19 protein-coding genes are annotated in these 23659 nt (G+C 71.8%); 11 read left to right on the plus strand and 8 right to left on the minus strand.

Annotation, left to right across the window (positions count from 1 at the left end):
- Window positions 1-69 precede the first annotated feature (69 nt).
- The 3 genes from AB0I21_RS22170 to AB0I21_RS22180 all read left to right on the plus strand — a co-directional run bounded on the left by AB0I21_RS22170 (window position 70) and on the right by AB0I21_RS22180 (window position 3081).
- Window positions 70-1602, plus strand: coding sequence for a TerD family protein (locus AB0I21_RS22170; protein WP_360563711.1), 1533 nt, complete (start codon window positions 70-72; stop codon window positions 1600-1602).
- Between the two features lie 62 nt (window positions 1603-1664).
- Complete coding sequence (locus tag AB0I21_RS22175) at window positions 1665-2291, plus strand: AIM24 family protein (protein WP_344504530.1); 627 nt, start codon at window positions 1665-1667, stop codon at window positions 2289-2291.
- Between the two features lie 10 nt (window positions 2292-2301).
- Window positions 2302-3081 (plus strand): AIM24 family protein, encoded by a 780-nt coding sequence (locus AB0I21_RS22180; RefSeq protein WP_360563713.1) that lies wholly within the window; start codon window positions 2302-2304, stop codon window positions 3079-3081.
- A 672-nt stretch (window positions 3082-3753) separates the two neighbouring features.
- Here the strand turns inward: AB0I21_RS22180 and AB0I21_RS22185 are convergent.
- Entirely contained in the window at window positions 3754-4782 is a 1029-nt protein-coding gene (locus AB0I21_RS22185) for a LacI family DNA-binding transcriptional regulator (protein WP_360563714.1), read from the minus strand.
- A 196-nt stretch (window positions 4783-4978) separates the two neighbouring features.
- Between AB0I21_RS22185 and AB0I21_RS22190 the strand changes: the two genes are divergently transcribed.
- From AB0I21_RS22190 to AB0I21_RS22200, 3 genes are all read left to right on the plus strand, one after another.
- Window positions 4979-6043 (plus strand): substrate-binding domain-containing protein, encoded by a 1065-nt coding sequence (locus tag AB0I21_RS22190; RefSeq protein ID WP_360563716.1) that lies wholly within the window; start codon window positions 4979-4981, stop codon window positions 6041-6043.
- Window positions 6044-6197: 154 nt separating this feature from the next.
- Window positions 6198-7220, plus strand: coding sequence for an ABC transporter permease (locus AB0I21_RS22195; protein WP_344504534.1), 1023 nt, complete (start codon window positions 6198-6200; stop codon window positions 7218-7220).
- The gene (locus AB0I21_RS22200; RefSeq protein ID WP_360563719.1) at window positions 7217-8020 is read left to right on the plus strand and encodes an ATP-binding cassette domain-containing protein; all 804 of its coding nucleotides are present in this window, start codon (window positions 7217-7219) and stop codon (window positions 8018-8020) included. The genes AB0I21_RS22195 and AB0I21_RS22200 overlap by 4 nt, the downstream gene beginning before the upstream one ends.
- A gap of 216 nt (window positions 8021-8236) precedes the next feature.
- Here the strand turns inward: AB0I21_RS22200 and AB0I21_RS22205 are convergent, their stop codons facing one another.
- Complete coding sequence (locus AB0I21_RS22205) at window positions 8237-8980, minus strand: hypothetical protein (RefSeq protein ID WP_360563720.1); 744 nt, start codon at window positions 8978-8980, stop codon at window positions 8237-8239.
- Window positions 8981-9182: 202 nt separating this feature from the next.
- Between AB0I21_RS22205 and AB0I21_RS22210 the strand changes: the two genes are divergently transcribed.
- On the plus strand, window positions 9183-11171 hold the full coding sequence (locus AB0I21_RS22210) for an endo-1,4-beta-xylanase (protein WP_360563722.1): 1989 nt from the start codon (window positions 9183-9185) through the stop codon (window positions 11169-11171).
- Here AB0I21_RS22210 and AB0I21_RS22215 read toward each other — a convergent pair.
- Entirely contained in the window at window positions 11163-11864 is a 702-nt protein-coding gene (locus AB0I21_RS22215) for a spermidine synthase (RefSeq protein WP_360563724.1), read from the minus strand. The two genes, AB0I21_RS22210 and AB0I21_RS22215, sit on opposite strands and share 9 nt — an antisense overlap.
- 50 nt (window positions 11865-11914) lie before the next feature.
- On the opposite strand from AB0I21_RS22215, the gene AB0I21_RS22220 reads away from it, so the two are divergent.
- Window positions 11915-12145: a DivIVA domain-containing protein gene (locus AB0I21_RS22220; protein ID WP_344504540.1), complete on the plus strand. Its 231-nt coding sequence runs from the start codon at window positions 11915-11917 to the stop codon at window positions 12143-12145.
- 57 nt (window positions 12146-12202) lie between these two features.
- Here the strand turns inward: AB0I21_RS22220 and AB0I21_RS22225 are convergent, their stop codons facing one another.
- Both AB0I21_RS22225 and AB0I21_RS22230 read right to left on the minus strand, forming a co-directional pair.
- Window positions 12203-13348: an acyl-CoA desaturase gene (locus AB0I21_RS22225; RefSeq protein ID WP_360563725.1), complete on the minus strand. Its 1146-nt coding sequence runs from the start codon at window positions 13346-13348 to the stop codon at window positions 12203-12205.
- Window positions 13349-13451: 103 nt separating this feature from the next.
- Window positions 13452-14507 carry a ferredoxin reductase gene (locus AB0I21_RS22230; protein ID WP_360563726.1) on the minus strand — a complete coding sequence of 352 codons (1056 nt, stop codon included), beginning with the start codon at window positions 14505-14507 and terminating at the stop codon, window positions 13452-13454.
- A 66-nt stretch (window positions 14508-14573) separates the two neighbouring features.
- On the opposite strand from AB0I21_RS22230, the gene AB0I21_RS22235 reads away from it, so the two are divergent.
- Window positions 14574-15773, plus strand: coding sequence for a helix-turn-helix domain-containing protein (locus tag AB0I21_RS22235; RefSeq protein WP_360563728.1), 1200 nt, complete (start codon window positions 14574-14576; stop codon window positions 15771-15773).
- A gap of 17 nt (window positions 15774-15790) precedes the next feature.
- Here AB0I21_RS22235 and AB0I21_RS22240 read toward each other — a convergent pair whose 3' ends face one another.
- A complete protein-coding gene (locus AB0I21_RS22240; protein WP_360563730.1) occupies window positions 15791-16840 on the minus strand; it encodes a pectinesterase family protein in 1050 nt (349 codons plus the stop codon).
- A 194-nt stretch (window positions 16841-17034) separates the two neighbouring features.
- On the opposite strand from AB0I21_RS22240, the gene AB0I21_RS22245 reads away from it, so the two are divergent.
- Window positions 17035-17904 carry an alpha/beta hydrolase gene (locus tag AB0I21_RS22245; RefSeq protein WP_360563732.1) on the plus strand — a complete coding sequence of 290 codons (870 nt, stop codon included), beginning with the start codon at window positions 17035-17037 and terminating at the stop codon, window positions 17902-17904.
- Between the two features lie 82 nt (window positions 17905-17986).
- Here the strand turns inward: AB0I21_RS22245 and AB0I21_RS22250 are convergent, their stop codons facing one another.
- Both AB0I21_RS22250 and AB0I21_RS22255 read right to left on the minus strand, forming a co-directional pair.
- Window positions 17987-19408, minus strand: coding sequence for a ricin-type beta-trefoil lectin domain protein (locus AB0I21_RS22250; RefSeq protein WP_360563734.1), 1422 nt, complete (start codon window positions 19406-19408; stop codon window positions 17987-17989).
- Between the two features lie 116 nt (window positions 19409-19524).
- Window positions 19525-20952 (minus strand): GGDEF domain-containing protein, encoded by a 1428-nt coding sequence (locus tag AB0I21_RS22255; protein ID WP_360563736.1) that lies wholly within the window; start codon window positions 20950-20952, stop codon window positions 19525-19527.
- A 150-nt stretch (window positions 20953-21102) separates the two neighbouring features.
- Here AB0I21_RS22255 and AB0I21_RS22260 point away from each other — a divergent pair, with 150 nt between their 5' ends.
- Window positions 21103-23517, plus strand: a complete 2415-nt coding sequence (locus AB0I21_RS22260) for a diguanylate cyclase (RefSeq protein WP_360563738.1) — start codon at window positions 21103-21105, stop codon at window positions 23515-23517.
- Window positions 23518-23659: the final 142 nt, after the last annotated feature.

Consider the following 23659-nt stretch of genomic DNA (forward strand, 5'->3'; position numbering starts at 1 on the left):
CCGCGGGGGTTGTCCGGTGCCGCTATAAGTTGATCGCAGACGCGCTGTCGTTGTAGCCGAGGAGATCACGTGTCTCAGTCATTCACTCGGGGGCAGAAGAGCCCGATTTCGAACTTCACCACGGGAGATGATCTGTATGTAGGCATCCAGTTGAACTCTCCCGGGATCACGTGGGACATCTCGTGCTTCGGGCTGGATGCCGACGACAAGCTCGTGGACGACAACTACTTCATCTTCTTCAACCAGCCGAAGTCGCCCGAGGGGTCGATCCAGAAGCTGGGTCCGCAGTCCGGTGACACCGACTCGTTCCGGGCGACGCTCAACGCCGTGCCGGAGAAGGTCGCGAAGCTGTCGTTCTGCGCGGCGATCGAGACGTCCGGCACCGCCAGCCAGCTCCAGTCCGGCTACCTGCGCATCGTCGCGGGCGGCCAGGAGGTCATGCGGTACAGCTTCACCGGCGCCGACTTCGGCACCGAGCGGGCGATCATCATCGGCGACCTCTACCGCAAGGGTGTCTGGCGCGCCGCCGCCGTCGGGCAGGGCTTCGCCGGCGGTCTCGCCGACCTGATCCGCTCGTACGGTGGCAACGTCGACGACGAGCCCGCGCCGGCGCCTTCGGGTCCCGCGCCCGGCTTCGCGCCGCCGCCCGGTGGCCCCCCGCCGCAGCAGGGTTTCGCCCCGCCGCCCCCGCCGCCGACCCAGCAGTTCGCGCCGCCGCCCCCGCCGCCGCAGCAGCAGCAGTTCGCGACGCCGCCCCAGCAGCAGGGTTACCCGCCCCAGCAGCAGGGCTTCCCGCCGCAGCAGCCTGGGTACCCGCCGCAGCAGCCCGGCTTTCCGCCGCAGGGCCAGCCCGGTTACCCGCCCCAGCAGCAGGGCTATCCGCCGCAGCAGCAGGGCTTCCCGCCGCAGCAGGGCGAGCTGCTGCCGTCGCAGGCCCAGCGGGTCCAGCCCGGCGTCATGCACAGCATCCAGAAGTACAAGGAAGCGCCGACCACCGGCCGCTGGACGAAGCAGAACGGCAAGCTCGTCAAGGTCACCCTCGGCCCGGACGCCCACGCGCGGCGCGGGTCGATGGTCGCCTACCAGGGCAACGTCGAGTTCGAGTACAAGGGCTCCGGCGGCCTGAAGGCGATGTTCGAGGGCGCGATGACCGGCCAGGGCCTGAAGCTCATGACGCTGAAGGGCCAGGGCGAGGTGTTCCTCGCCGAGAACGCCAGCGACCTGCACATCGTCGAGCTGCAGGGTCAGGCGCTGTGCATCAACGCCAACAACGTGCTCGCCTTCGACTCGACCCTCCAGACCGAGGTCAAGCGGATCGAGAGCCCCGGCATCCCGGGTGGCGGCATGTTCCACCTGGAGGTCAGGGGCCAGGGCACCGTCGTGGTCATGACCAAGGGCACCCCGGTCACGCTGCAGTGCCAGGGTCCGACGTTCGGTGACATGAACGCCGTCGTCGCCTGGACCGCCGGCATGCGGGTCGCGGTGTCGACGCAGGTCCGGGTGTCCCGGCAGATCTACGCCGGCGCCAGCGGCGAGTCCGTCGCGCTCCAGTTCATGGGAATGCAGGGCCACTTCGTCGTGGTCCAGCCCTACGAGGTCTGAAAGGGGACGCTGTGCAGAGTCCGCTGCTCCAACACTATGGCCAGACGCAGGTCCGGGACCGGATGAGTCTTCACGGCAGCAAGATCGCCAAGATCATCATGGGGCCGGGTCAGGATCTCATGGCCCGCACCGGCTCGATGATCGCCTACGAGGGGCTCATCGACTTCAACCCCAACCCGCCGCAGCTGGGCCAGATGGCCCGCTCCTGGGCGACCGGCGAAGGCGTGCCGCTGATGACCGCCACCGGCCAGGGCGAGCTGTACCTCGCCGACTACGGCAAGGAGGTCGTCGTCGTGCAGCTCGCCGGCGAGGGCCTGTCCGTCAACGGCAAGAACATCCTCGCCTTCGACGCGACCCTCCAGTGGAGCATCGAGCGGGTCAAGGGCGTCAGCATGCTGTCCGGCATGGGCATGTTCAACGTGGTCATCCGCGGCAACGGCTGGGTCGCGCTGACCAGCAAGGGCACGCCGGTCGTCCTCGACACCCGCGAGGCGCCGACCTATGTGGACACCGACGCGCTCGTCGGCTTCACCGACGGGCTGAGCATCAGCCCCAAGCGCACCGCCCGCTTCGGCAGCCTCATCGGCCGTGGCTCCGGTGAGTCGTTCCAGCTCGGCTTCTCCGGGCAGGGTTTCGTGATGGTCCAGCCGAGCGAGGACGCGCGCCCCGCGGTCTCGGTCCGGGGCTGAGGAGGCCGACATGTATCAGAGTTCTCTGCTGGCCAACCAGGAAGTCCAGAGCAACGAGCGCTTCGCGCTGCAGAACGGCAAGATGCTCAAGGCCACCCTCGGCCAGGCGAGCGGCATGCGGGAGTTCTACGCCCGCAAGGGCGCGATGGTCGCTTACCAGGGCGGCGTGAACTTCGACGCGCAGTACCAGGGCTGGGGCTCGCACGTGGCCCGGCACTTCACCGGTGAGGGCCTGAACCTGATGAAGGTCTCCGGCAGCGGCACGGTGTTCCTGGCCAACCAGGCCCAGGACATCCACATCCTCGACCTCACCGGCGACGGCATCACCGTCGACGGCAACAACGTCCTCGCCTTCGAGACCCAGCTGCGCTGGGACATCGTCCGCATCGACTCGCAGGTGGAGATCGCCGGCGCCGGCGGCTACAACATCGACCTCGGCGGCAACGGCAAGGTGGCGGTCACCACGACCGGCGCGCCGCTGGTCATGCGGGTCACCCCGAACAACTACTACTTCGCCGACGCCGACGCGGTCATCGCCTGGAGCTCGAGCCTGCAGGTCAGCATGCAGGCGGCGGTCACGTCCTCGTCGGTGTGGCGCCCCCGCGGCAACACGGGCGAGAGCTGGCAGATGCAGTTCACCGGCGAAGGCTTCGTCGTGGTCCAGCCGGCCGAGCTCATGCCGCCCTACGACGCCCTCGCCGGCACCAACCTCGCCGGCCGCTTCGGCCTCGGCCAGCAGGGCGGCATGCAGGGCAACAACTTCTTCGGCGGCATGGGCGGCGGCCGCTGACCCGTCCGAACTGACGATCCGACCGGTCCCGGGTGGCACTCGCCGCCCGGGACCGCACTCGTCCGGCCCGCCACAATTGCCCGCCGCAGCGCTGGGCCACACACCGCGGACGTCGCCTCAACGAGGCCCGTCACCCCGCTCGCAGAACGACACCTCGGCGGCGCCGCCCCCACGTCCCCATCGCACTCCGCCTCCCGCACCGCACTGCGCCCCCTGGCCGTAGCCCCTCCGCGTCAGACGTTGGTCAATGCCCGGGTTCGCGGCTTTCGTGCATCGACGTTGCGTGGCTTTCCTGCGTCGTTTGTCTTCGGGTTCCCGAGGCCCTTCAACGCGGACATTGGTCAATGCCCGGGTGTGCGGCTTTTGTGTTCCGACGTTGCGTGGGTTGTCGGCGCTGCTCGTCTTCGGTTCGTAGGTCTGCTTTCGGTTCGCCCATCGCCTCGTCGGGCTCGAGGCGGACGTTGGTCAATGCCCGGGTTTGCGGCCTTTGCGCATCGACGTTGCGCGATCTACCCCGGTTTCAGAGATCCAAATGTATGTGGATCGCGCGGTGTCTATCGCGAAAAGGGGCGTTTCGGGGCATTGATCAATGTCGGTGTGTGTGGGAGAGAAGTAGTCGGTGTGTGCGGGGAAGGTGGGTGGGCTCCCGGAATCGGGTCGTGCCGGTGGTGTTCAGGTGGGTGGGGGAAGTTCGCCGGAGCCGCGGACGATCAGGCGGGTCTCGACCAGGTGTGTGGTGGGCTCCCAGTCCTCGCCGTCGAGGCGGCGGAACAGGATGTCGGCGGCGACCCGGCCCATCCGGTACGGGTCCTGCGACACCACCGTCACCGCCGGCTCCAGCAGGTCCGCCAGGGGGAAGTCGTCGAAGCCGACGACCGCGACCCGATGCTGCAGCCCTCGCGCGCGCAGGGCGCGGATCGCGCCGATCGTGATGAGGTTCTGCGCGCTGAAGCAGGCCGTCGGCGGGGTGGCGGAGTCCAGGAGCCGGCCGAACGCGGCCTCGGCCGCCTCGGTGGTGTGCAGGTCGTGCGCGATGTGCGCGGGGTCGGGCCGGATGCCGTGGTCGCTGAGGGCCTCCTTGTAGCCCTGGAAACGGCGCCGGGCGGTCGCGATCGTGTGCAGGTCGCCCAGGAAGGCGATGTCGCGGTGCCCGTGGGCGGCGAGGTGGCGGACCGCGTCGGCGGCGCCCGACTCGTTGTCGACGAGGACGGCGTCGGTGTGCAGGCCGACGGGTGGGCGGTCGACGAAGACGAGCGGCGTGCCGGTGGTGACCTCGCGGGTCAGGTACGCCTGGTTGTCGCTGGCCGGCACGATCAGCATCGCGTCGGCCTGGCGCATCGCGAACGCCCGTACCAGCGCGCGTTCGCGGGCGGGGTCCTCCTCGACGCTGCCGGCGAAGACCATCACGTCGCGGGCGTGCGCGACGTCCTCGAGCGCCCGGTACAGCGCCGAGGAGAACGGGTTGGAGACGTCCTCGAGGACGGCGGCGACGGCGGCGGTGCGGCCGCCCGCGCGGCGCAGGCTGCTCGCGGTGATGTTGGGCCGGTACTCCAGCTGCCTGATCGCCCGCTCGACGGCGCCCGCCTTCGACGGGCTGACGCCCGGCTCGCCGTTGACGACCCGCGACACCGTCTTCGGGCTGACCCCCGCCAGCTGCGCCACGTCGCGCAGCGTCGGGCGGGCACGGGCGGCGCTGTCCACGGCACTCCCTCGCGGCAAGATCGGCTGCACCATTATCGCCGGGCCCGCCAAGTGTCCCCGACGCAGGTCGGTTTGACAACGATGTCAAGTTGACGCCGTACAGCGCCAAGAGCATCAGCCTCGTCATATTGACAATCATGATGAGGTAGGTCGACACTCCTTGACATCGTTGTCAAAGCTGCCTTGAGGAGTTGACATGATGCAACGCAACCGTCCGGCGGCAGGGCTGCTCGCCGTCGCGCTGGTCGCCGCCGGGCTCACCGGCGCGTGCGGCGACGACAGCGGCGACGGCCAGGTGTCGGTCTCGCTGATCACGAAGAACTCGACCAACCCGTTCTTCGTCACCATGCAGGACGGCGCGAAACAGGCCGCCGCCGCCGAAGGCGTCAAGCTGACCGTCGCCGCGGGCAAGGCCGACGGCGACGAGGCCGGCCAGGTGCAGGCCATCGAGGACGCCATCGCCCGCGGCGACAAGGGCATCCTCATCACGCCGAACGGCCCGGGCGTCAACCCGGCGATCAAGAAGGCCCGCGACGCCGGCCTGTACGTCATCGCCCTCGACACCCCGCCGGACCCGGCGGACACCGTCGACATCACGTTCGCCACCGACAACTTCAAGGCCGGCGAGCTCATCGGCAAATGGACCGCCGCGCAGCTCGGCGGCAAGCCCGCCACGATCGCCATGCTCGACCTGTTCAACGACAAGATCGTCTCGGTGGACTACAACCGGGACCAGGGCTTCCTGACCGGCATGGGGATCGACGTCAAGGACAAGAAGCGCAACGGCGACGAGACGAAGACCGGCAGCTACTCCGGCGGCACGTACAGCATCGTGTGCAACGAGCCGACGGGCGGGGCGGAGGACGGTGGCCGTACCGCCATGGAACGCTGCCTGACGAAGAATCCCTCGGTCAACGTCGTCTACACCATCAACGAGCCGGCCGCCGTCGGCGCGCAGAAGGCGCTCAAGGCCGCGGGCACGCAGAACGTCCTCGTCGTCTCCATCGACGGCGGTTGCGACGGCGTCAAGCAGGTCAAGGACGGGCTCATCAACGCGACGTCGCAGCAGTACCCGACGAAGATGGCCGAGCTCGGCGTGAAGGCGATCAAGCAGATCGCCACCGGCGGCGAGAAGCCGAAGGTCACCGGCGGCCTCGACTTCTTCGACACCGGCGTCACCCTCGTCACGGACAAGCCGGCCGCCGGCGTGGAGAGCATCGACAGCACCGCCGCCACCAGCCGCTGCTGGGGCAAGTCATGACCGCGCTCGCTCGTGAGTTCTGCCGTCGCCGGTCGCTGCCGGGGCACCTCGTGACCGCGCTCGCTCGTGAGTTCTGCCGTCGCCGGTCGCTGCCGGGGTACGTCGTGACCGCGCTCGTGAGTCCTGCCGTCGCCGGTCGCCGCTGGGGTACGTCGTGACCGCGCTCGCGAGCACCGCCGCCGAGCAGTTCGCGCTGCGCCGCCGCTCGCCGATCCAGCGGGTCCAGCACGTGCTGCACTCGTACCCGGCGATCAGCCCGTTCCTGGTGCTCGTCCTCTCCTTCGCCGTGTTCTCGCTCATCAACCCGCGCTTCGCCCAGCCCAACGCGCTGTCGCTGGTGCTGCAGCAGGTCGCCGTCATCGGCGCCCTCGCCGTCGGGCAGACACTGGTCATCCTCACCGCAGGCATCGACCTCTCCGTCGGCGCCGTCACGATCCTCGCCATGATGCTGTCCGCGAAGCTCGCCTCGGACGGTGGCATCCCCGGCGTCCTCGCCGTGCTTGTCGGCATCGCCGTCGGTGTCGCCGCCGGCACCCTCAACGGCGCGCTCGTCACCCGGATCGGGCTGCCACCGTTCATCGTCACGCTCGGCACCCTCAGCGTCTTCACCGCGATCGGGCTGCTGTACTCGAAGGGCCAGAGCGTCCAGTCCGCCGACCTGCCGGCACTGCTCAACTGGACCGGGGAGACGTTCGCGATCGGCCGCTTCCGCATCACCGCCGGCGTGGTCCTCGTCGCCGTCCTGTACGTCGTGGTCGGCTTCGCACTCGCCAACACCGCGTGGGGCCGGCACGTGTACGCGGTCGGCGACGACAAGGAGGCCGCCCGGCTCGCCGGCATCCGCGTCGACCGGGTGCTGCTCAGCGTCTACGTCACGGCCGGCGCCATCTACGGCCTCACCGCCTGGATCCTCATCGGCCGCGCCGGCGCCGCCAGCCCCAACGCGATCACCGACGCCAACCTGGAAAGCATCACCGCCGTCGTCATCGGCGGCACCAGCCTCTTCGGCGGCCGTGGCGCCGTCCTCGGTACGCTGCTCGGCGCCCTCATCGTCGGCTTCTTCCGCAGCGGTCTGTCCCTCGCCGGCGTCGACGACCAGTACCGCGTCCTGGCCGTCGGCCTGCTCGTCCTGCTCGCCGTCGCAGTCGACCAGTGGATCAGGAGGGTCCGCGCATGACCGATCCCGTGCTCTCCGCGCGTGGCCTGGTGAAGACCTTCGGCCGGGTCGTCGGCCTCGACGGCGTCGACATCGACCTGTACCCGGGGGAGGTCCTCGCCGTCATCGGCGACAACGGCGCCGGCAAGTCCACGCTCATCAAGTGCCTCACCGGCGCCCTCGTCCCCGACGCCGGCACCCTGTCGCTGGACGGCCGGCCGGTGCACTTCAAACGACCGCAGGACGCCCGCGAGGCCGGCATCGAAACCGTCTACCAGACCCTCGCGGTCGCGCCGGCCCTCGACATCGCCAGCAACCTCTACCTCGGCCGGGAACGCCTGCGCCCCGGCCCGCTCGGCACCGTCCTGCGGATGCTCGACAAGAAGGGCATGCGCCGCGACGCCGCCCAGGCCCTCACCGACCTGGGCATCGGCACCCTGCAGAACATGACCCAGCCCGTCGAGACCCTCTCCGGCGGCCAGCGCCAGGCCGTCGCCGTAGCCCGCGCCGCCGCCTTCGGCAGCAAGGTCATCGTCCTGGACGAGCCGACCGCCGCCCTCGGCGTCCGCGAGTCCAACCAGGTCCTGAAGATGATCGGCGAGGTCCGCTCCCGCGGCCTGCCCGTCATCCTCATCAGCCACAACATGCCCCACGTCTTCGAGGTCGCCGACCGCATCCACATCCAGCGCCTCGGCCGCCGCGCCGGCCTCATCACCCCCCGCTCCCACACCATGTCGGAGGCGGTCGCCATCATGACCGGCGCCACCACCCTGACCGAAACCCCGGGCCGCCCCGACGGCGATAAGGCAGGTGCTGCGTGATCACCGTCGCCGTCCCTGAATCACGACGTGCCGTCCGGCGGGCCCTGCAGCGTGAACGTGCGGGCGTGCGTGGGGTGCGAGTGCGGGTGGTGCTGGTGGTGCCAGAGGTCACGGGCCCGGCGTGGTCCGCCGTACGTCGGGAAGACGTGGCGGGTGCCGGTATCGGTACCGCTCTAAATACCGTAGCAACGCCTTGCAAATCAGCGGCTGGGTGGGTTACGCACCGTCACTGTCGTCGGCGTGGTGGGGTGACACGGCGGGTGGGGTTGCGGCGGGTGACGGGGTGGTGACGGGGTCGAGCTCGTCGTAGCCGCTCTCGACGTCGTTGAAGCCCAGGTACAGCTCGTCGGCGTGATGCAGGTAGCTGTCGGCGGTAGGGGCGGTGGCGGCGGTCCACGTGAAGGTGGTCGGCTGGCCCGGCCGCAGCAGCGGCTCGCGCAGCGGCGGCAGCTGGGACTCGATCGCCGCCCAGTCGAGGGTGAGCCGGCACGGCGGGCCGGGGACGGGCGGCACGTCCCCGTCGAGGACCGCCTCGTCGAGGGCCTCCAGCGCGGTCGCGGCGGCCGGGTCCGTCGCCGCGCGGGCCTGCAGGTCCAGGAAGTGTGTGACGATGCGGACCGCGTCCAGGGACTCGATGTCGCCGGGGTCGGTGATCCGGTCGAACAGGTCCCACGGCTCGCCGTCGCGCTGGGAGTCCAGCAGCGCGGCGACCGTCGCGTCGTGCCGGGGGTCGCCGGTACGCAGGAACGGGTGCAGGTCGAACCCACCGGCGAGGGTGCCGTCCTGCACGACCCAGAGGTGCAGCACCGCCCCGTACCAGAGCGTCATGTACGCGAGATGGTCGTCGTCGTACCGGCGGTCGAACGCGGCCCGGAGCGCGGCGAGGTCGCGGCCGGCGTGGATGTCGCCCTGGCGGGCGCCGCCCGGGCCGACGGAGAACTCCAGCAGATAGCAGCTCACCCGTGCATCTTTCACCCGTCGCACCCGCGCCGACCTGCGGGGGCGGGGTGGGTCCGTTGTCCCGGGACATCGGCCCGTGCTGTCGTGAGCGGCCAGCGAAGCGGCTCGGGCCGCTCACCGGTGTTGCAGGTGTGGCTCAGGCCGGCGCCGGAGCGCAGCGGAGGTGACGGCGTGAGCGCCGCCGATGAAGGAGGCGACAGGCATGAGGCAACGACGGGTGCGCGCCGCGGGGATCGCGGCCGCCGTGGTGGCGCTGGTGGCCGGTGGGGTGAGCGTGCTGCCCGCGCTCGCCGCGGCCGGGCCGACCCTGGCCCAGGTGGCCACGGCGCGCGGGTTCTCGATCGGGACGGCCGCCGGGGTCAAGACCCTCGCGTCCAGCCAGTGGCGGTACGTCGCCGACACGCAGTTCAACTCGGTGACGATGGGCAACGAGGGCAAGTGGGACGCGACCGAGCCGGTGCAGGGCCAGTTCGACTTCGCGGCCGCAGACTTCATCGCCGACTACGCGCGCACGACCGGGAAGCGGCTGCGGGGGCACACGCTCGTCTGGCACAGCCAGCTGCCGGCGTGGGTGAGCGCCGACCGTACCGCCGCGGAACAGCGCCAGGTGCTCCTCGACCACGTGAGCGGGGTGGCCGGGCACTTCAAGAACACGGTCGCCCAGTGGGACGTCGTCAACGAGCCGTTCAACGAGGACGGCACGTTCCGTTCGTCCGTCTGGTACCAGCGGCTCGGTGAGGACTACATCGCCGACGCGCTCACCGCGGCGCGGGCGGCGGACCCGGCGGCGAAGCTGTACATCAACGACTACAACGTCGAGGGCGTCAACGCGAAGAGCACCGGCCTGTACAACCTCGTGCAGCGCCTCCAGGCCCGCGGCGTCCCGATCGACGGTGTCGGCCTGCAGGCGCACCTGATCGTCGGGCAGGTCCCGTCGACGCTGCGGCAGAACATCGAGCGGTTCACCGCGCTCGGCCTGAAGGTCGAGATCACGGAGCTCGACGTGCGGATCCCGCTGCCCGCCGACGCGTCGGAGCTCACCCAGCAGGCCGCGGACTACCGGGCGGTCGTCGGGGCGTGCGCCGCCGTCGCCGGGTGCACCGGGGTGACGACGTGGGGCGTCGGCGAGGCCGACTCGTGGGTGCCGGCGTTCTTCCCGGGGTACGGCGCCGCCCTCCTCTTCGACGAGCAGTGGCGGGCCCGGCCCGCGTACTCGGCGGTCGTCGAGGCACTCGGCGGCACCCCGAGCGTGCCGGAGCCGCCGGCGACGCCGAGCCTGGTGACGGTCGCGTCGTGGCCGTTCGAGACGGGCCTGGCCGGCTGGGGTTCGCGCGGTAGCGAGGTGACGACGGCCAGCACCGCGGCCGCGCACGGCGGCACCGGCAGCGTCCTGTCGTCGGGCCGGACCGCGACGTGGCAGGGCCCGACCCGCCCGGTCCTGGACCTGCTCACCCCCGGCAAGCTGTACACGGTCTCCGCGTGGGCGCGCACCGCGTCCGGGTCGGGCACCGCCAGGCTCAGCATGCAGCGGCAGAACGGCACCGCCACCCGCTACGAGAACGTCAGCGCCGACACGGCGATCAGCACCACGTGGACCCGGCTCTCCGGCGACTACCTGTTCCTGCCGGGCGCGACGGCGCTGTCGGTGTACCTGGAGACGACGGACACGACCGGCGACCTGTACCTCGACGACGTCACCATCCAGACCGAGGGCACCCCCACGTCGGCCTCACCGTCGGTCTCGGCCTCGGTGTCGCCGTCCGCGTCGAGGTCCCCGTCCGCTTCGGTCTCCCCGTCCGCGTCGAGGTCGCCGTCGAGGTCGCCGTCCGGGTCGCCGTCGGTGTCGCCCTCGTCGTCGGCGTCTTCCGGCGGTACAGGCTGCGCCGTGCACTACGCGAAGAACGACTGGGGCGGTGGGTTCGCCGGCGACGTCACGGTCACCAACACCGGCTCGACGGCCGTGACCGGGTGGACGCTGCGCTGGACGTTCGCCGGGAACCAGCAGGTGAGCCAGGCCTGGAGCACGGTGCTGACCCAGTCCGGCGCCGCGGTCACCGCCGTCAACGCCGCCTGGAACGGCACCATCCCCGCCGGGGCTTCGGCGAACTTCGGCTTCCTCGCCTCGTACACCGGCGGCAACACCGACCCGTCGGCGTTCACGCTCAACGGCACGGCGTGCACCCTACGGTGAGCTGACCGCGGTGTAGACGGTGTTCGCCGATGTGCGGCGCAGCAGCGGGTTGTCGAACGTGACGACCGATGCCCGTACGTCGGCGAACACCGCGGACAGGGTGGCCGTGAACGCCTCGTCCGGCGGGTCGTCGGACCAGAGCCCGAAGACGCCGCCGGGCCGCAGGTGCCCGGCGAGGCGGCGCAGCCCGGCGACGGTGTAGAAGCCGCCGTTGCCGGGGTGCAGCAGGTGCCGCGGGGAGTGGTCGATGTCGACGAGGACGGCGTCCGCCGGGCCGTAGCCCGCGTCGCCGTCGGTCAGGGCGAAGAAGTCGCCGTGGACGAACCGGCAGCGCGGGTCCTCGGTCAGCGCCTCCGACAGGGGCAGCAGCCCCCGCCGGTGCCAGCCGATGACGGCGTCGAGGTAGTCGACGACCACCAGGGACCGGACCCGCTGGTCCTGGAGCACGGCGTGGGCGGTGTACCCGAGGCCGAGCCCACCGACGACCACGTCGAGGGGGCCTTCGGGCAGCGCCGCGAGGCCCAGCCGGGCCAGCTCGACCTCCGCGACCGTGAACAGGCTCGACATGAGGTACTCCTCGCCGAGCTTCACCTCGTGCACCTCGACGCCGAGCGACGGTTCCCGCCGCCGGCGCAGGCTGACCTCGCCGATGGGGGTCTGCTGCCAGTCGAGTTCCTCGAACCGCCGTGTCATCGACGCACCCTAGCGTGGCGCCGGCGGGTCCCGCGGCGCAGACTGGGAACATGAGCGAATTTCCGGTCATCTTCCGCGGCTACGACCGGGCCCGTGTCGACGCGTTCGTGGCGTCCACGACAGCGGCGCTGGAGTCCGGCGACCCGACCCGGCGGGCCGAGGCGGCGGCCGCGGCGAACGCCGTCAGCTTCCCGTCCGCCTCGTGGCGCGGCTACGACAAGGCCGCCGTCGACCACTACCTGCGCCGCATCGGCAAGGGCCGCCCGGACGACCGCGCGTAACGCTGCTCCGAGACGCTGCTCCGAGACGCTGTCAAGAGGCGCTGCTAGGAGACGCTGCTAGGAGACGCCCACGGGCTCGCGTCGCCGTGTGGGCGCCGGCGGCTTCGGCGCGGTCCGGCGGTTCGGCAGCGCGAGCCGGAACACCTTCGCCCACGCGGAGGCGACCTGCTTCGGCAGCGGACCGCTCGTGTACGACAGGCCGTACCGCTGGAACAGGTCCTGGATCTTCGGGGCGATCTCCTGGTAGCGGTTGCTGGGCAGGTCCGGGAACAGGTGGTGCTCGATCTGGAACGACAGGTTGCCGGTCATGAGGTGCATCAGCCGCCCGCCGGAGATGTTCGCCGAGCCGAGCATCTGGCGCAGGTACCACTCGCCGCGGGTCTCGCCCTCGATCGACGACTTCTCGAACGTCTCGACGCCCTTCGGGAAGTGCCCGCACATGATGACGGAGTGCGTCCACAGGTTGCGGATCAGGTTCGCGACCGCGTTCGCCGCGATCGTGTGCAGGAACGACGGGCCCGACAGCAGCGGGTGCAGCACGTAGTCCTTCGCCACCTGGCGCCCGATCTTGCGCAGCACCTGCCGGACGCCGGCCTTGAACTGCGGGCTGCGACGGCGTTCCTTCGTCGACAGGTTCCGGCCGAGCTCCAGGTCGTACGCGGCGATGCCGTACTCGAAGAAGCACGCGTTGACGAAGTTCCACAGCGGCTGGCCCAGGTGGACCGGGTGCCACCGCTGGTCCTCGTCGACGCGCATGATCCCGTAGCCGAGGTCGTTGTCGCGGCCGATGACGTTCGTGTACGTGTGGTGCAGCTCGTTGTGGGAGTGTTTCCACTGCTCCGACGGCGACGCGTTGTCCCACTCCCACGTCGTCGAGTGGATCTTCGGGTCGCGCATCCAGTCCCACTGGCCGTGCATGACGTTGTGGCCGATCTCCATGTTCTCGAGGATCTTCGCCACCGACAGGCCGGCCGTGCCGACCAGCCACGCCGGCGGCAGGATCGAGAACAGCAGCACGCCGCGGCTGCCGAGCTCCAGCCAGCGCTGGACCTTGATGACCCGCCGGATGTACGCCGCGTCGCGCTCGCCCCGGCTGTTGATGACCTCGTCGCGGATCGCGTCGAGCTCGCGGCCGATCGCCTCGATGTCCTGCGGCGTCAGGTGGCCGACGGGGTTGACGGGCTTGCGCTGCAACGTGGTCACGTTCGGCGGGTCCTCTCAGCGGCGGGCCGGGGTGGGGTTCGTGATTCGGCCGGCGGGGTCGGCGGCGGTTTCGTGCTTCCAGCGGCAGGGGCCGGTGGCGGTTTCAGGCTTCGAGCCGGCAGGGTCCGGCGGCGGCGGAGATGCACGTCTGGACGAGGACGTTGTCGCCCTCGGCGGCGGTGGTGACCCGGCCGTCGCGCAGGTCCCTGACGGCGCCCTCGCGCAGCGGCAGCACGCAGCCGAAGCAGATGCCCATCCGGCAGCCGGACGGCATCAGGACCCCGGCGGCCTCGCCGGCCTCCAGCAGCGGCGTGCCCGGGCCGGCCTCGACGACCTTGCCGGACCGCTGGAACGTCACCGTGCCCCCGTCGCCGTCCGCGACGACGATCGCGGGCCGGAACCGCTCGACGCGGAGCTCCCGCTTGCCCGTCCAGTGCCGGGTGAGCTCGTCGAGCATGTCGTTAGGCCCGCAGGCCCACGTGTCGCGCTCCGCGAGGTCCGGGACGAGCGCCTCGAGCTCGGCGGGGCAGAGGCGGCCGTCGACGCGGGTGTGCCGCTCGACCAGCCTGACCCTGCCGTCGCGGGCGAGCCCCCGCAGCTCGTCGCCGAAGAGGACGTCGTGTCGTGTCGGCGCGGAGTGTACGAGTACCGCATCCGCCAGCCGGGTGGAGCGCAACATGCCCATCACCGGGGTGAGACCGCTGCCGGCCGTGACGAACAGGACCTTCGCCGCCGCGTCCGCACCGGTGAACTCGCCGGTGGGGCGCTCCAGGCCGAGCAGCATGCCGGGGCGGGCCCGGTCGATCAGGTGGCGGCTGACCGCACCGCCGGCGACCGCGGTCACCGTGACCGTCACCAGCCCGTCGGGCCGGTCGGGCGCGCTGGTCAGCGAGTACGCCCGCCACAGCCGCACCCCGTCGACGTCCACGCCGAGCCGCAGGTACTGCCCGGGCTCGTGCCGCCGCCAGCCGCGCCCCGGGCGCAGCGTGAGGGTGACCGCCCGCTCCGTCTCCCGGTGGACCGCGACGACCTTCGCCCGCAGCACGTCGGCGTTGCGCAGCGGCGCGATCACGTCGAGGTAGTCGGCCGGCACCAGTGGCGTCGTCAGGAGCTCGACGACCCGCCAGGCACCGGCGCGCAGGGCTTGAGCGGCGGCCATGGTTCCAGCATGAGGGGATGTTCAGGATAAAATCATGACCGGTCCGCGTGAATCGAGGCGTGATTCTTGTTCCCTGAAGACAAAACCAGCGCGCTCGGCGCCTTCCGGTTGCAGGCCGGCGTCACCGAGTCACTTCGCCACGCCCTGCCGGAGGTCGCCGGTCACGCCGTGGCCGCCATCGTCCAGGAGGTTCCCGCGTACGCCGGAGCCCTCACCGGCGAGATGGGCACGAAGATCGAGCTGGCGGTCCGCGCCGCGCTCGGCGGCTTCCTCAACCTCGCCTCCCGCAAGACCGGCCCCTCACCCATGGCCGCGTCCCTCGAGGGCGCGTACGCGCTCGGCCGGGGCGAGGCCCGCTCGGGTCGCAGCCTCGACGCGCTCCTCGCCGCCTACCGGGTCGGCGCCAGGGTCGCGTGGCGGGAGCTCGCCGCCGTCACCGTCGGCGCCGGCATGGCGGCACCGGACCTCGCGCGCTTCGCCGAGCTGACCTTCGCGTACATCGACGAGCTGTCCGCGGCGAGCGTCACCGGCCACTCCGACGAGCTCGCGACCTCCGGCCGCGCCCGCCGCCGCGCCCTGGACCGCCTCGCGCAGAGCCTCCTGGTGGGCGAGCCCGCCCAGGCCGTCGCCGCGGCCGCGACCGCCGCCGAGGCCGCCGACTGGACCGCGCCGCAGACCCTGACCGCGGTCCTGCTCCCGGACAGCGGCATCCGCGCTGCCCGGCCCGTCGTCGACCTGCTCGACCCGCGGACCCTGCAGACCACCGTCGAGCACCTCCGCGACACGTCGGTCCTGCTCGTCCCCGACGCCCACGGCGCCGCCCGCGGTCACCTGCTGCGCCTCGTCGCCCCGCACGGCGCCGTCACCGGCCCGCCCGTGCCGTGGTCCCTCGCCCGCCACTCGTTCGAGCGCGCCGTCCGCGTGTCCCGGCTCTTCCCGGGCGCCGCCCCCGTCGACACCGAGGAGCACCTGGTCGACCTCGTCGTCACCGCCGACCCCCGCGCCCTGGCCGACCTGCGCGAACAGGCCCTGGCCCCGCTGGCCGGCGAGCGCGAGTCCACCGTCACGAAGCTCGTCGAGACCCTGCGCAGCTGGCTGCTGCACCAGGGCCGCCGCGACGACGTGGCCGCCGACCTCTTCGTCCACCCGCAGACCGTCCGCTACCGCGTGGCCAAGCTCCGCGAGCTGTACGGCGACCGCCTCCGCGACCCCGAGTGGCTCCTCCTGCTGACCGTCGCCCTCGGCGCCCGCACCGTCACTCCCTGACACCCTCCAGCTGTGGGTCAGTGTTGCGGGTGCCAGTCGCCGAGGTAGGTGTCGACGGTGGCGGCGGCGGCCTGGGTCGGGGTCAGCTGGGGGCGGTCGGCGGTGATCGCGGCGCCGGGGCCGCGGTTGTGGAACTCGGCGTAGCGGGCGTCGCGCCAGGACCAGGTGCCGAAGTCGGTCCACGGGGCGGCGGCGATGTGCGCGCCGAGGGTCGAGTCGCGGATGACGGTCTGGGCGATCGCGGCCGGGTCGTTGCTCGGGTGCCACGGGCGGCCCAGGAAGACCGTGCCGGCGGGGGCGTCGCTGGTCAGCTTGCTGTCGACGATCAGGAAGCCGGACGGGTTGGCGATCGACGTGCTCGCGGCGGTCACGTAGCCGTTGTTGGTGGTCGAGCCGCGGTTCAGCGAGCGGATCTCGCAGCGGTCGAAGACGGCGGTGGCGCGGCCGAAGATGAAGTCGACGTCGCCCTCGACGTAGCACTTGCGCAGGTAGACGCGGCTGACGGTGGCGGCGTCGGGGGTGTTGACGTACAGGGTGTCCTGGTTGCCGAGGAAACGGACGTTGTCGAAGGCGACGCGGTCGGCGCGGGTGAGGACGGCGACGGCCTGCTTCGAGGTGATCTCGGGGTGGGCGGCCTCGTCGAAGTCGTTGGCGAAGGTCAGGTTGCGGGCGGAGAAGCCGGCGCCGGAGATGGTGACCGAGGCGCTGCCCGAGGTGCCCCACGTGCCGCCGTCCGGGCGAGGGGTGCCGTTGGCGCGGTCGTCGACGATCACCACCTGGGTGGGGTCGGCGCCCTGGCCGCGCAGCACGATGCCGGGCTTGTCGGCGGGGATGATCACCTGGCCGCGGTAGACGCCGGGCCTGACCTTGATGGTGAACGGGCCGGGGTTCCCGGACGGCACGGCGTCCACGGCGGCCTGGATGCTGGTGTGGTCGCCCGAGCCGTCGGCGGCGACCGTCAGGTGCGGGCCCGGCCACGCGCCGGCGGGTGACGCGGCGAGACCGGCGGTGGCGCTGCCGGCGACCGCGCCGAGCGCGGCGGTGAGCAAGGTTCGGCGGGAGGTCATCCATCGAGCTTTGCAAACGTTTGCTACCCCTGGCAAGACCCGAGACGCTCAGGAATGCGCTTTCATAACGGGTTTTCATGAAGGGCGGGCGCCGTCATAGCGCCGGAGGATGGTCCGTCGCGGGATTACCCGCCGGTAGCGGAGTGGCTCCAGACTGGCCTGGCATTTATCGATGCCAATATGAGGAGCCCGCCATGCACCACCTCAGACGGCTCGCCCTGGTCGTCGTCGCGGCGCTCGCCGTGACGTTCGGCGGCGGCCAGGTCACGCCCGCGCTCGCGGCCAACCCGTACGAGCGCGGCCCCGCACCCACCGTCGCCTCCATCGAGGCCACCCGCGGGTCGTTCGCCATCGGCCAGACCACGGTGGCGCGCGGCAGCGTCACCGGGTTCGGCGGCGGCACCATCTACTACCCGACCAGCACGACCGCCGGTACCTTCGGCGCCGTCGCGATCTCACCCGGCTACACCGCGTCGCAGTCCAGCGTCGCCTGGCTCGGCCCGCGCCTCGCCTCGCAGGGCTTCGTCATCATCACCATCGACACCCTGTCCACCCTGGACCAGCCGGCCAGTCGCGGCCGCCAGCTGCTCGCCGCGCTGGACTACCTGACCGGCAGCAGCTCCGTGCGCACGCGCATCGACGCGAGCCGGCTCGGCGTCATGGGCCACTCCATGGGTGGCGGTGGCAGCCTCGCCGCGGCCACGACCCGGCCCGCGCTGCAGGCCGCCATCCCGCTCACACCCTGGAACACCACGAAGACCTGGTCCACGGTGCAGGTCCCGACGCTCATCATCGGCGCCGAGAACGACAGCGTCGCGCCGGTCGCCTCGCACGCCGAGCCGTTCTACACGAGCCTGCCGGCGAGCCTCGACAAGGCGTACCTGGAGCTCAACAACGCCTCGCACTCGGCGCCCACGTCCAGCAACGTGACGGTCGCGAAGTACAGCATCTCCTGGCTCAAGCGGTTCGTCGACAACGACACCCGCTACGAGCAGTTCCTGTGCCCCAAGCCGTCCGGGTCGGCGATCGAGGAGTACCGCGACACCTGCCCGCACTCGGGCTGACGAATTCCGTCCGTCAGTACACAAGCAGGACCCGCCGGGAGGGGGGAAACATTCCCGGCGGGTCCGTCTTGTCACGGCGCCCCTACGGCAGCGTCACCCGCTGCGCGTTGGTCCCGTTGCAGTCCCAGATCTGCATCTGGGTTCCGTCGGTGGTACTGCCCGACGGGTCGTCCAGGCAGCGTCCCGACTGCGGGTTGCGCAGCGCCTGGCTGGCGGACACGTACGTCCACTGCTGCGCCCCGGTGCCGTTGCAGTCCCACAGCTGGACCTTGGTGCCGTTGGCGGTGCCGCTGGCGCTGACGTCGAGGCACTTGCCCAGCGCGCGGACGGTCCCGTCGCCGGGCAGGGTCCACTTCTGGGCGGCGGTGCCGTTGCACGTCCAGATCTGGACCTTGGTGCCGTTGGCGGTGGCGCCGGCGTTGACGTCCACGCACTTGCCCACGCCGGTGAGGGTGAGCGGCCCGCCCGTACCGCCGCCGCCTCCGCCACTGGAGATCAGGAAGCGGTTGTTGGCGGTGTTCCAGTGCGTCGCCAGGTAGGACCCGGCGGGCGGGTTGGTGTTGAAGTAGTCGTTCTTGTTGCAGTCCAGACGGTTGTCCTGGGCCTGGTCGGTGCAGACGATCCGCATGACCGTGCCGGGGCCGTCGTTGTAGCACATGATGTCGTAGTCGTCGGTGCAGTGGCCGTACGCGGTGTGGTTCGGCGACGAGCTCATCACCGCGCCCATCGCGTGGGTCAGCTCGTGCGCGGCCGGACCCGCCGACCAGCAGCCCGAGTCGACCCGGCTGAACGAGGCGCCGGAGTTGTTGGCGTTGTCCTGCCCCGGCCGGTCGTCGAGGGTGACGTACGCGACGCCGCACAGCGCGGTGGCGTCCACGTACATGAGGTACTTGCGGTCGGTGCGGTTGAAGCCGAGGGCCTTGATCGCGTTGACCGAGTTGCCGAAGTCGCTGAGCGCGCTGTTGGCGATCGCGACGTTCGTGACCGTGATGTTGCAGCTGCTGTCGGTGACGAACCGGACGTGCCGGGTCCCGCCGGTCTGCGCGGCGGAGGCGCTGTAGATGTCGTCGACCTGGGAGGACCAGGTGCGGATCGACGCGAGGTACTGGTTGTAGCGGTCGGCGTTGCCGGAGCCGCGCACGTACAGGACCTGCACGCGGTTGCCGGACACGCCGTCGCCGTCGCAGACGACGCTGAGCGGGTTGACCGCGAGCCCCGTCAGCGGCGGCACCGACTTGGACACGTCGAGGCCCTGGAACGGCGCGTCAGGGCCGTGCGTGCAGGCGCCCGGCACGGCCTTGACCTCGAGCAGGCCGGCGCAGCGGCCGGTGCCCGCCTTGAACCCGCCGTAGACGAGACCCCGGGCGGGGTCGTCGGCGGGCATCTTGAACGTCGCGGTTTCGCCGGCGCTGGCGACCGCGGTGTGGGCTCCGAGCCCCGCCGCGACCAGCACGAGTGCGGCGGCGGCGAGCAGGAGGCGGTGCGGATGGATGGAACGTCTCATGACTACTCCCGGTGGCGGCCGGTTCGTGACATCGTGACATCGATGTCACAGGTTTGTAGCCAGTGTCGTCCTCACTATCACTTAGGTCAATATGTGCGGATCTCCGGCCCGGGATCTCAGGAGGTCAGGGCCGCCGCGAGCCGCACCGTGCCGGTCTCATCGAGGTGCGTGACGCGCCCCTTGCCGGCGGTCTTCGCCGCGTACATCGCGACGTCCGCGTCGTGCAGCAGCTCGTCGATCCCGGCGTGCCCGCGCCGGCCCGCGACCCCGATGCTCGCCTGCGGCAGCAGCTGCGCCCCGGCGCTGCCGGTCGCTCCCAGCACCGCGTTCGGGACCGGCTCCTGGATCGCCGCGAGGAGCCGGCCGGCGACGTTCACGGCGTCGCCGGCGGCGTCCATGCCGTCCAGCACCACCGCGAACTCGTCGCCGCCGAGCCGGGCGGCCGTGTCGGCGCCGCGGATGCCGTCCCGGAGCCGCTGCGCGACCGCGACCAGGAGCTGGTCCCCGGCGGCGTGCCCGTAGGTGTCGTTGACCTGCTTGAACCCGTCCAGGTCGATGAGCAGCACCGCCACCGGGCCGCCCCGGCGGGCCCGGACGAGGGCGTGGCCGAGGTGCTCGCGCAGCAGCGACCGGTTCGCCAGCCCCGTGAGATTGTCGTGGAACGCCTGATAGTGCAGGTCGGCGGCGTGCTCGGCGTTGACCAGGCCGAGGGACGTCTGCGCGGCGAGGGTCGCGAGCGACGGGCGCACCTCGGCGGACCCGTTGCCGACCAGGAGGTCACCGAAGTGCTGCTTGTCGGAGCGCAGCGGGATCCGGACGCCGCCGCCCTCCGCCGCCGGCGGCACCGGGCCGGTCAGGAGCTCCACCGGTACAGGACCGGCGGCGGACACCACGAGGTCGTCGACGACGGTGACGGCCCACCCGCCGGGGATGCCGTCGAGCAGCTCGACCGCCGCCTCCGCGCTCAGCCGCAGGATCGTCTCCCGGTCCTGCGTGGTCGCGAGCGTCGAGCCGAGCCGGGCGAACACCCGCTCCCGGGCCGCGGCCCGCTCCTGGCGCCGGGTCGACTCCGCGACCGCCGCCGTGAACAGCGCGAGCGGCGGCACCCCGGGCGCCTGCTGGAGGAACTGCGCGACGTGCGACGGCTCCGTCAACGCCACCCCGGCGACCGCGGCGGCGAAGACGAGCACCGTGAACGCGAGCACGTGCCGCCACGTGCCGTACAGGCCGCGGAACGACACGAACACGAACAGCAGCCCCAGCGTCGCCACCCAGTCCCGCATGCCGAGACCGATCGCGAGCAGGGCGAGGGCCTCGAACGGGATCATCCACGCGGGGAACGTGCCCAGCCGGTACCGGCGCAACCACCACCCGGCGAGCGCGACCGCGGCCACCGCGGCGGCGACCCGCGCCGTGACCGGCCCCGTGCCGTGGCCCAGCACCCGGGGCAGCACGGTGACGAGATTGAAGACTCCGAAGCTCACGAAGAGCCAGCGGATCCGCTCGCCCAGCTGCTTCGGCGGCGCGAGCCGTCGGAGATTCATACCCCCGTCATCGGCAGATCCTCGGTCGACGTGAGCGGTGACGGACCGCTACCCTGTCCGCACGCGATACCGCTCAGCTCGGCACCACTCCGGCCGAACAAGACGTCGGCCGGGAAACACCGGCACAGGACGAGGCGGTGAGGTCAGGCGTTGGACGAGCCGGAGCGGCGCGCTGACACGCTGGCCGACGGTGTCCGTCGGCTGCTGCTGTTCTACGCCCCGCTCTTCGCCGTCGCCCTCGGCTGGGCCGTCGCCCGCGGGCTCGGCCTCAACGGCTTGACGATCCTCGGGTGGCTGCCCGGGGCGCTGTCCCTCGCCGTCGCCTCCTGGTTCCTGTTCCAGGCGTCCCGGCTCGACCGGCTCGCCCCCGCCGGCCGGCGCTTCTGGCGGCTCATGGGCATCGCCGCGCTGCTCATCGCGCCCGCCACGAAACCCCTGACCGAGGCGAGCCTCGGCGGCCGCAAGTCCGGCCCCGTCCTCACCGGCGCCGTGCTGCTGCTCAGCATCGCGCTGCTGCTGGTGCTGTGGGGGCTGCTCCGGCTGCCGACCCGCAGCCGAAGTCGCGGCGACTGGCTGCGCCTCGGCCTCGACGCCGCGACCGTCCTGGTGTGCTCGGCGACGTTCCTGTGGCAGTTCGTGCTCGAGCCGATCTCCGACGCCCGCGCCGACCTGCCACGCGCCCTGGGGCTGCTGGTGCTGAGCCTGCTGTGCCTGCTCGCCGTCCTCGCCGTCGTGAAGCTCATCCTCGTCGGCACCGACGCCGTCGACATGCTCGCGCTGCAGTCCCTCGCCGGCGTCGTCGTGCTCGGCGCGGTCGGGTCCGCGCTCGTGCCCGTGCTGCAGAACGACCGGCTCGCCGGCGTCTCCGACATCATCACCACCGCCGAGGGCACGATGGTCGGCCTCGCCGGGGTCGTGCAGCTGCGCCGCGTCCGGCCGGCGACCGTGGTGCGCCGGCGGCGCCGCCCGTACAGCATCCTGCCCTACTTCGCGGTCGTCGGCGTCTACCTGCTGCTCGTCGCGAACAGCGGCGACGGCCCCGTCCTCGCCGGCGCGGTCGCCGCGACCGCCACCGTCGTGCTGCGGCAGCTGCTCGCCTTCCGGGACAACGACGCGCTGCTCGGCACGGTCCGCGAGCACCAGCGGCTCCTGCACGAGCAGGCGACCCACGACGCGCTCACCGGCCTGCCGAACCGGGCCCTGTTCAACGACACCCTCGACGCGGCCTTCCACGGCGCCGCGATCCTGGTCGACCTCGACGACTTCAAGACCGTCAACGACACCCTCGGCCACCACGTCGGCGACGGCCTGCTCGTCGAGGTCGGCCGCCGGCTGCGCGCCGCCGTGCGCCCCGGCGACCTCGTGGCCCGCCTCGGCGGCGACGAGTTCGCGGTCCTGCTGCCACTCGCCGACGAGGCCGCCGCCGGTGAGGTCGCCGAACGGATCCTGGCCGAGCTCGCCAACCCCGTCACGACACACGGCCACCTGCTGACCGTGAACGCCAGCGTCGGCGTCGCGCAGCGCCCCGCTTCCGACGACCCCCAGCTGCTGCTCCGCCACGCGGACATCGCCATGTACGCCGCGAAACAGGCCGGCAAGGGACGGTTCGCCCGGTACAGCCCGTCGCTGGCAGGTCTGCTCGCCACCCCGGCCCAGCGCGCCGACGAGCTCCGCGCCGCGATCAACGCGGGCCGCGTCGAGCTCACCCACGAGCCGATCGCCCGCCTCACCGACGGCGCCGAGGTCGAACGCCGCCTCAGCGCCCGCTGGCCCTCCGTCGACGTCGCCGACCTGACCGTGCCCCTCGTCCGCTGGCTGCTCACCGAGGCGTGCCGCGTGACACCCCCGGGCCGCCCGTTCACCGTCGACGTGAGCCGCTCGGCGCTGCTCGCCCCCGGCTTCCCGCACGACGTCGCCGGCATCCTGGCCGCCGCGTCCGTCGCCCCCGCCAGCCTCACCCTGGCCGTGCCGGCCGCTCTCGCGGGCGAAGACACCGGCGAGGGTACGGGGGTGCGCGGCGCGCTGCAGGAGCTCCGCGCGATCGGCGTCGGCCTGGCCCTGGACCACACCGGCACCGCACACGCCCGCCTCGACCTGCTGGTGTCGCTGCCGTTCACACGCCTGGTGCTGGACGCCGCCCTGTTCCCGACTGCCGGCCCAGTCCCCGCGACCGCCCCCTTCTCCCCGTCCCCGGACGGCCACTTCTCCGCGAACGCCCCTTTCCCCGCGGACGGCCGCTTCGCTGCGAATGCCCCCTTTCCCGCAGACGGCCGCTTTTCCACAGACACTCCCTTCTCCGCGGACGGCCGCTTCGTCGCTGATGCTCCCTTTCGAGCAGATCACCCCTTTTCTCCGGGTAGCCCCTTCTCCGTGGACGACCTCGACCGCCGCCGCGATGCCCTCGTCGACGCCGTTGCCCGACTGGTCGCTGCAACGGGCGTAGAGACGGTGATCAGTGGCGTCAGCGACCCTGGCCAGGTGGCGCGCCTACGGCACCTCGGGTTCACACTCGGCTCGGGCCCAGCCGTCACCGCGGTCGGCGACCTCCGCCTCTCGAGCCACTGACGCAGGGGCCTCGCGCCGGCAGTCGAGCCCGTGCGGCGAGCGAGGGGCACGCCCGTTGCGGCGACCAGACGGGCCACCGAAGCCACTCGGGCGCGGGCCTGAACCGCCCGAGCCCGGCCTGGCACCTGCCGCGCCCGCCCGT

The sequence above is a fragment of the Dactylosporangium sp. NPDC050588 genome (assembly GCF_040654975.1).
Classification (GTDB): domain Bacteria; phylum Actinomycetota; class Actinomycetes; order Mycobacteriales; family Micromonosporaceae; genus Dactylosporangium; species Dactylosporangium maewongense.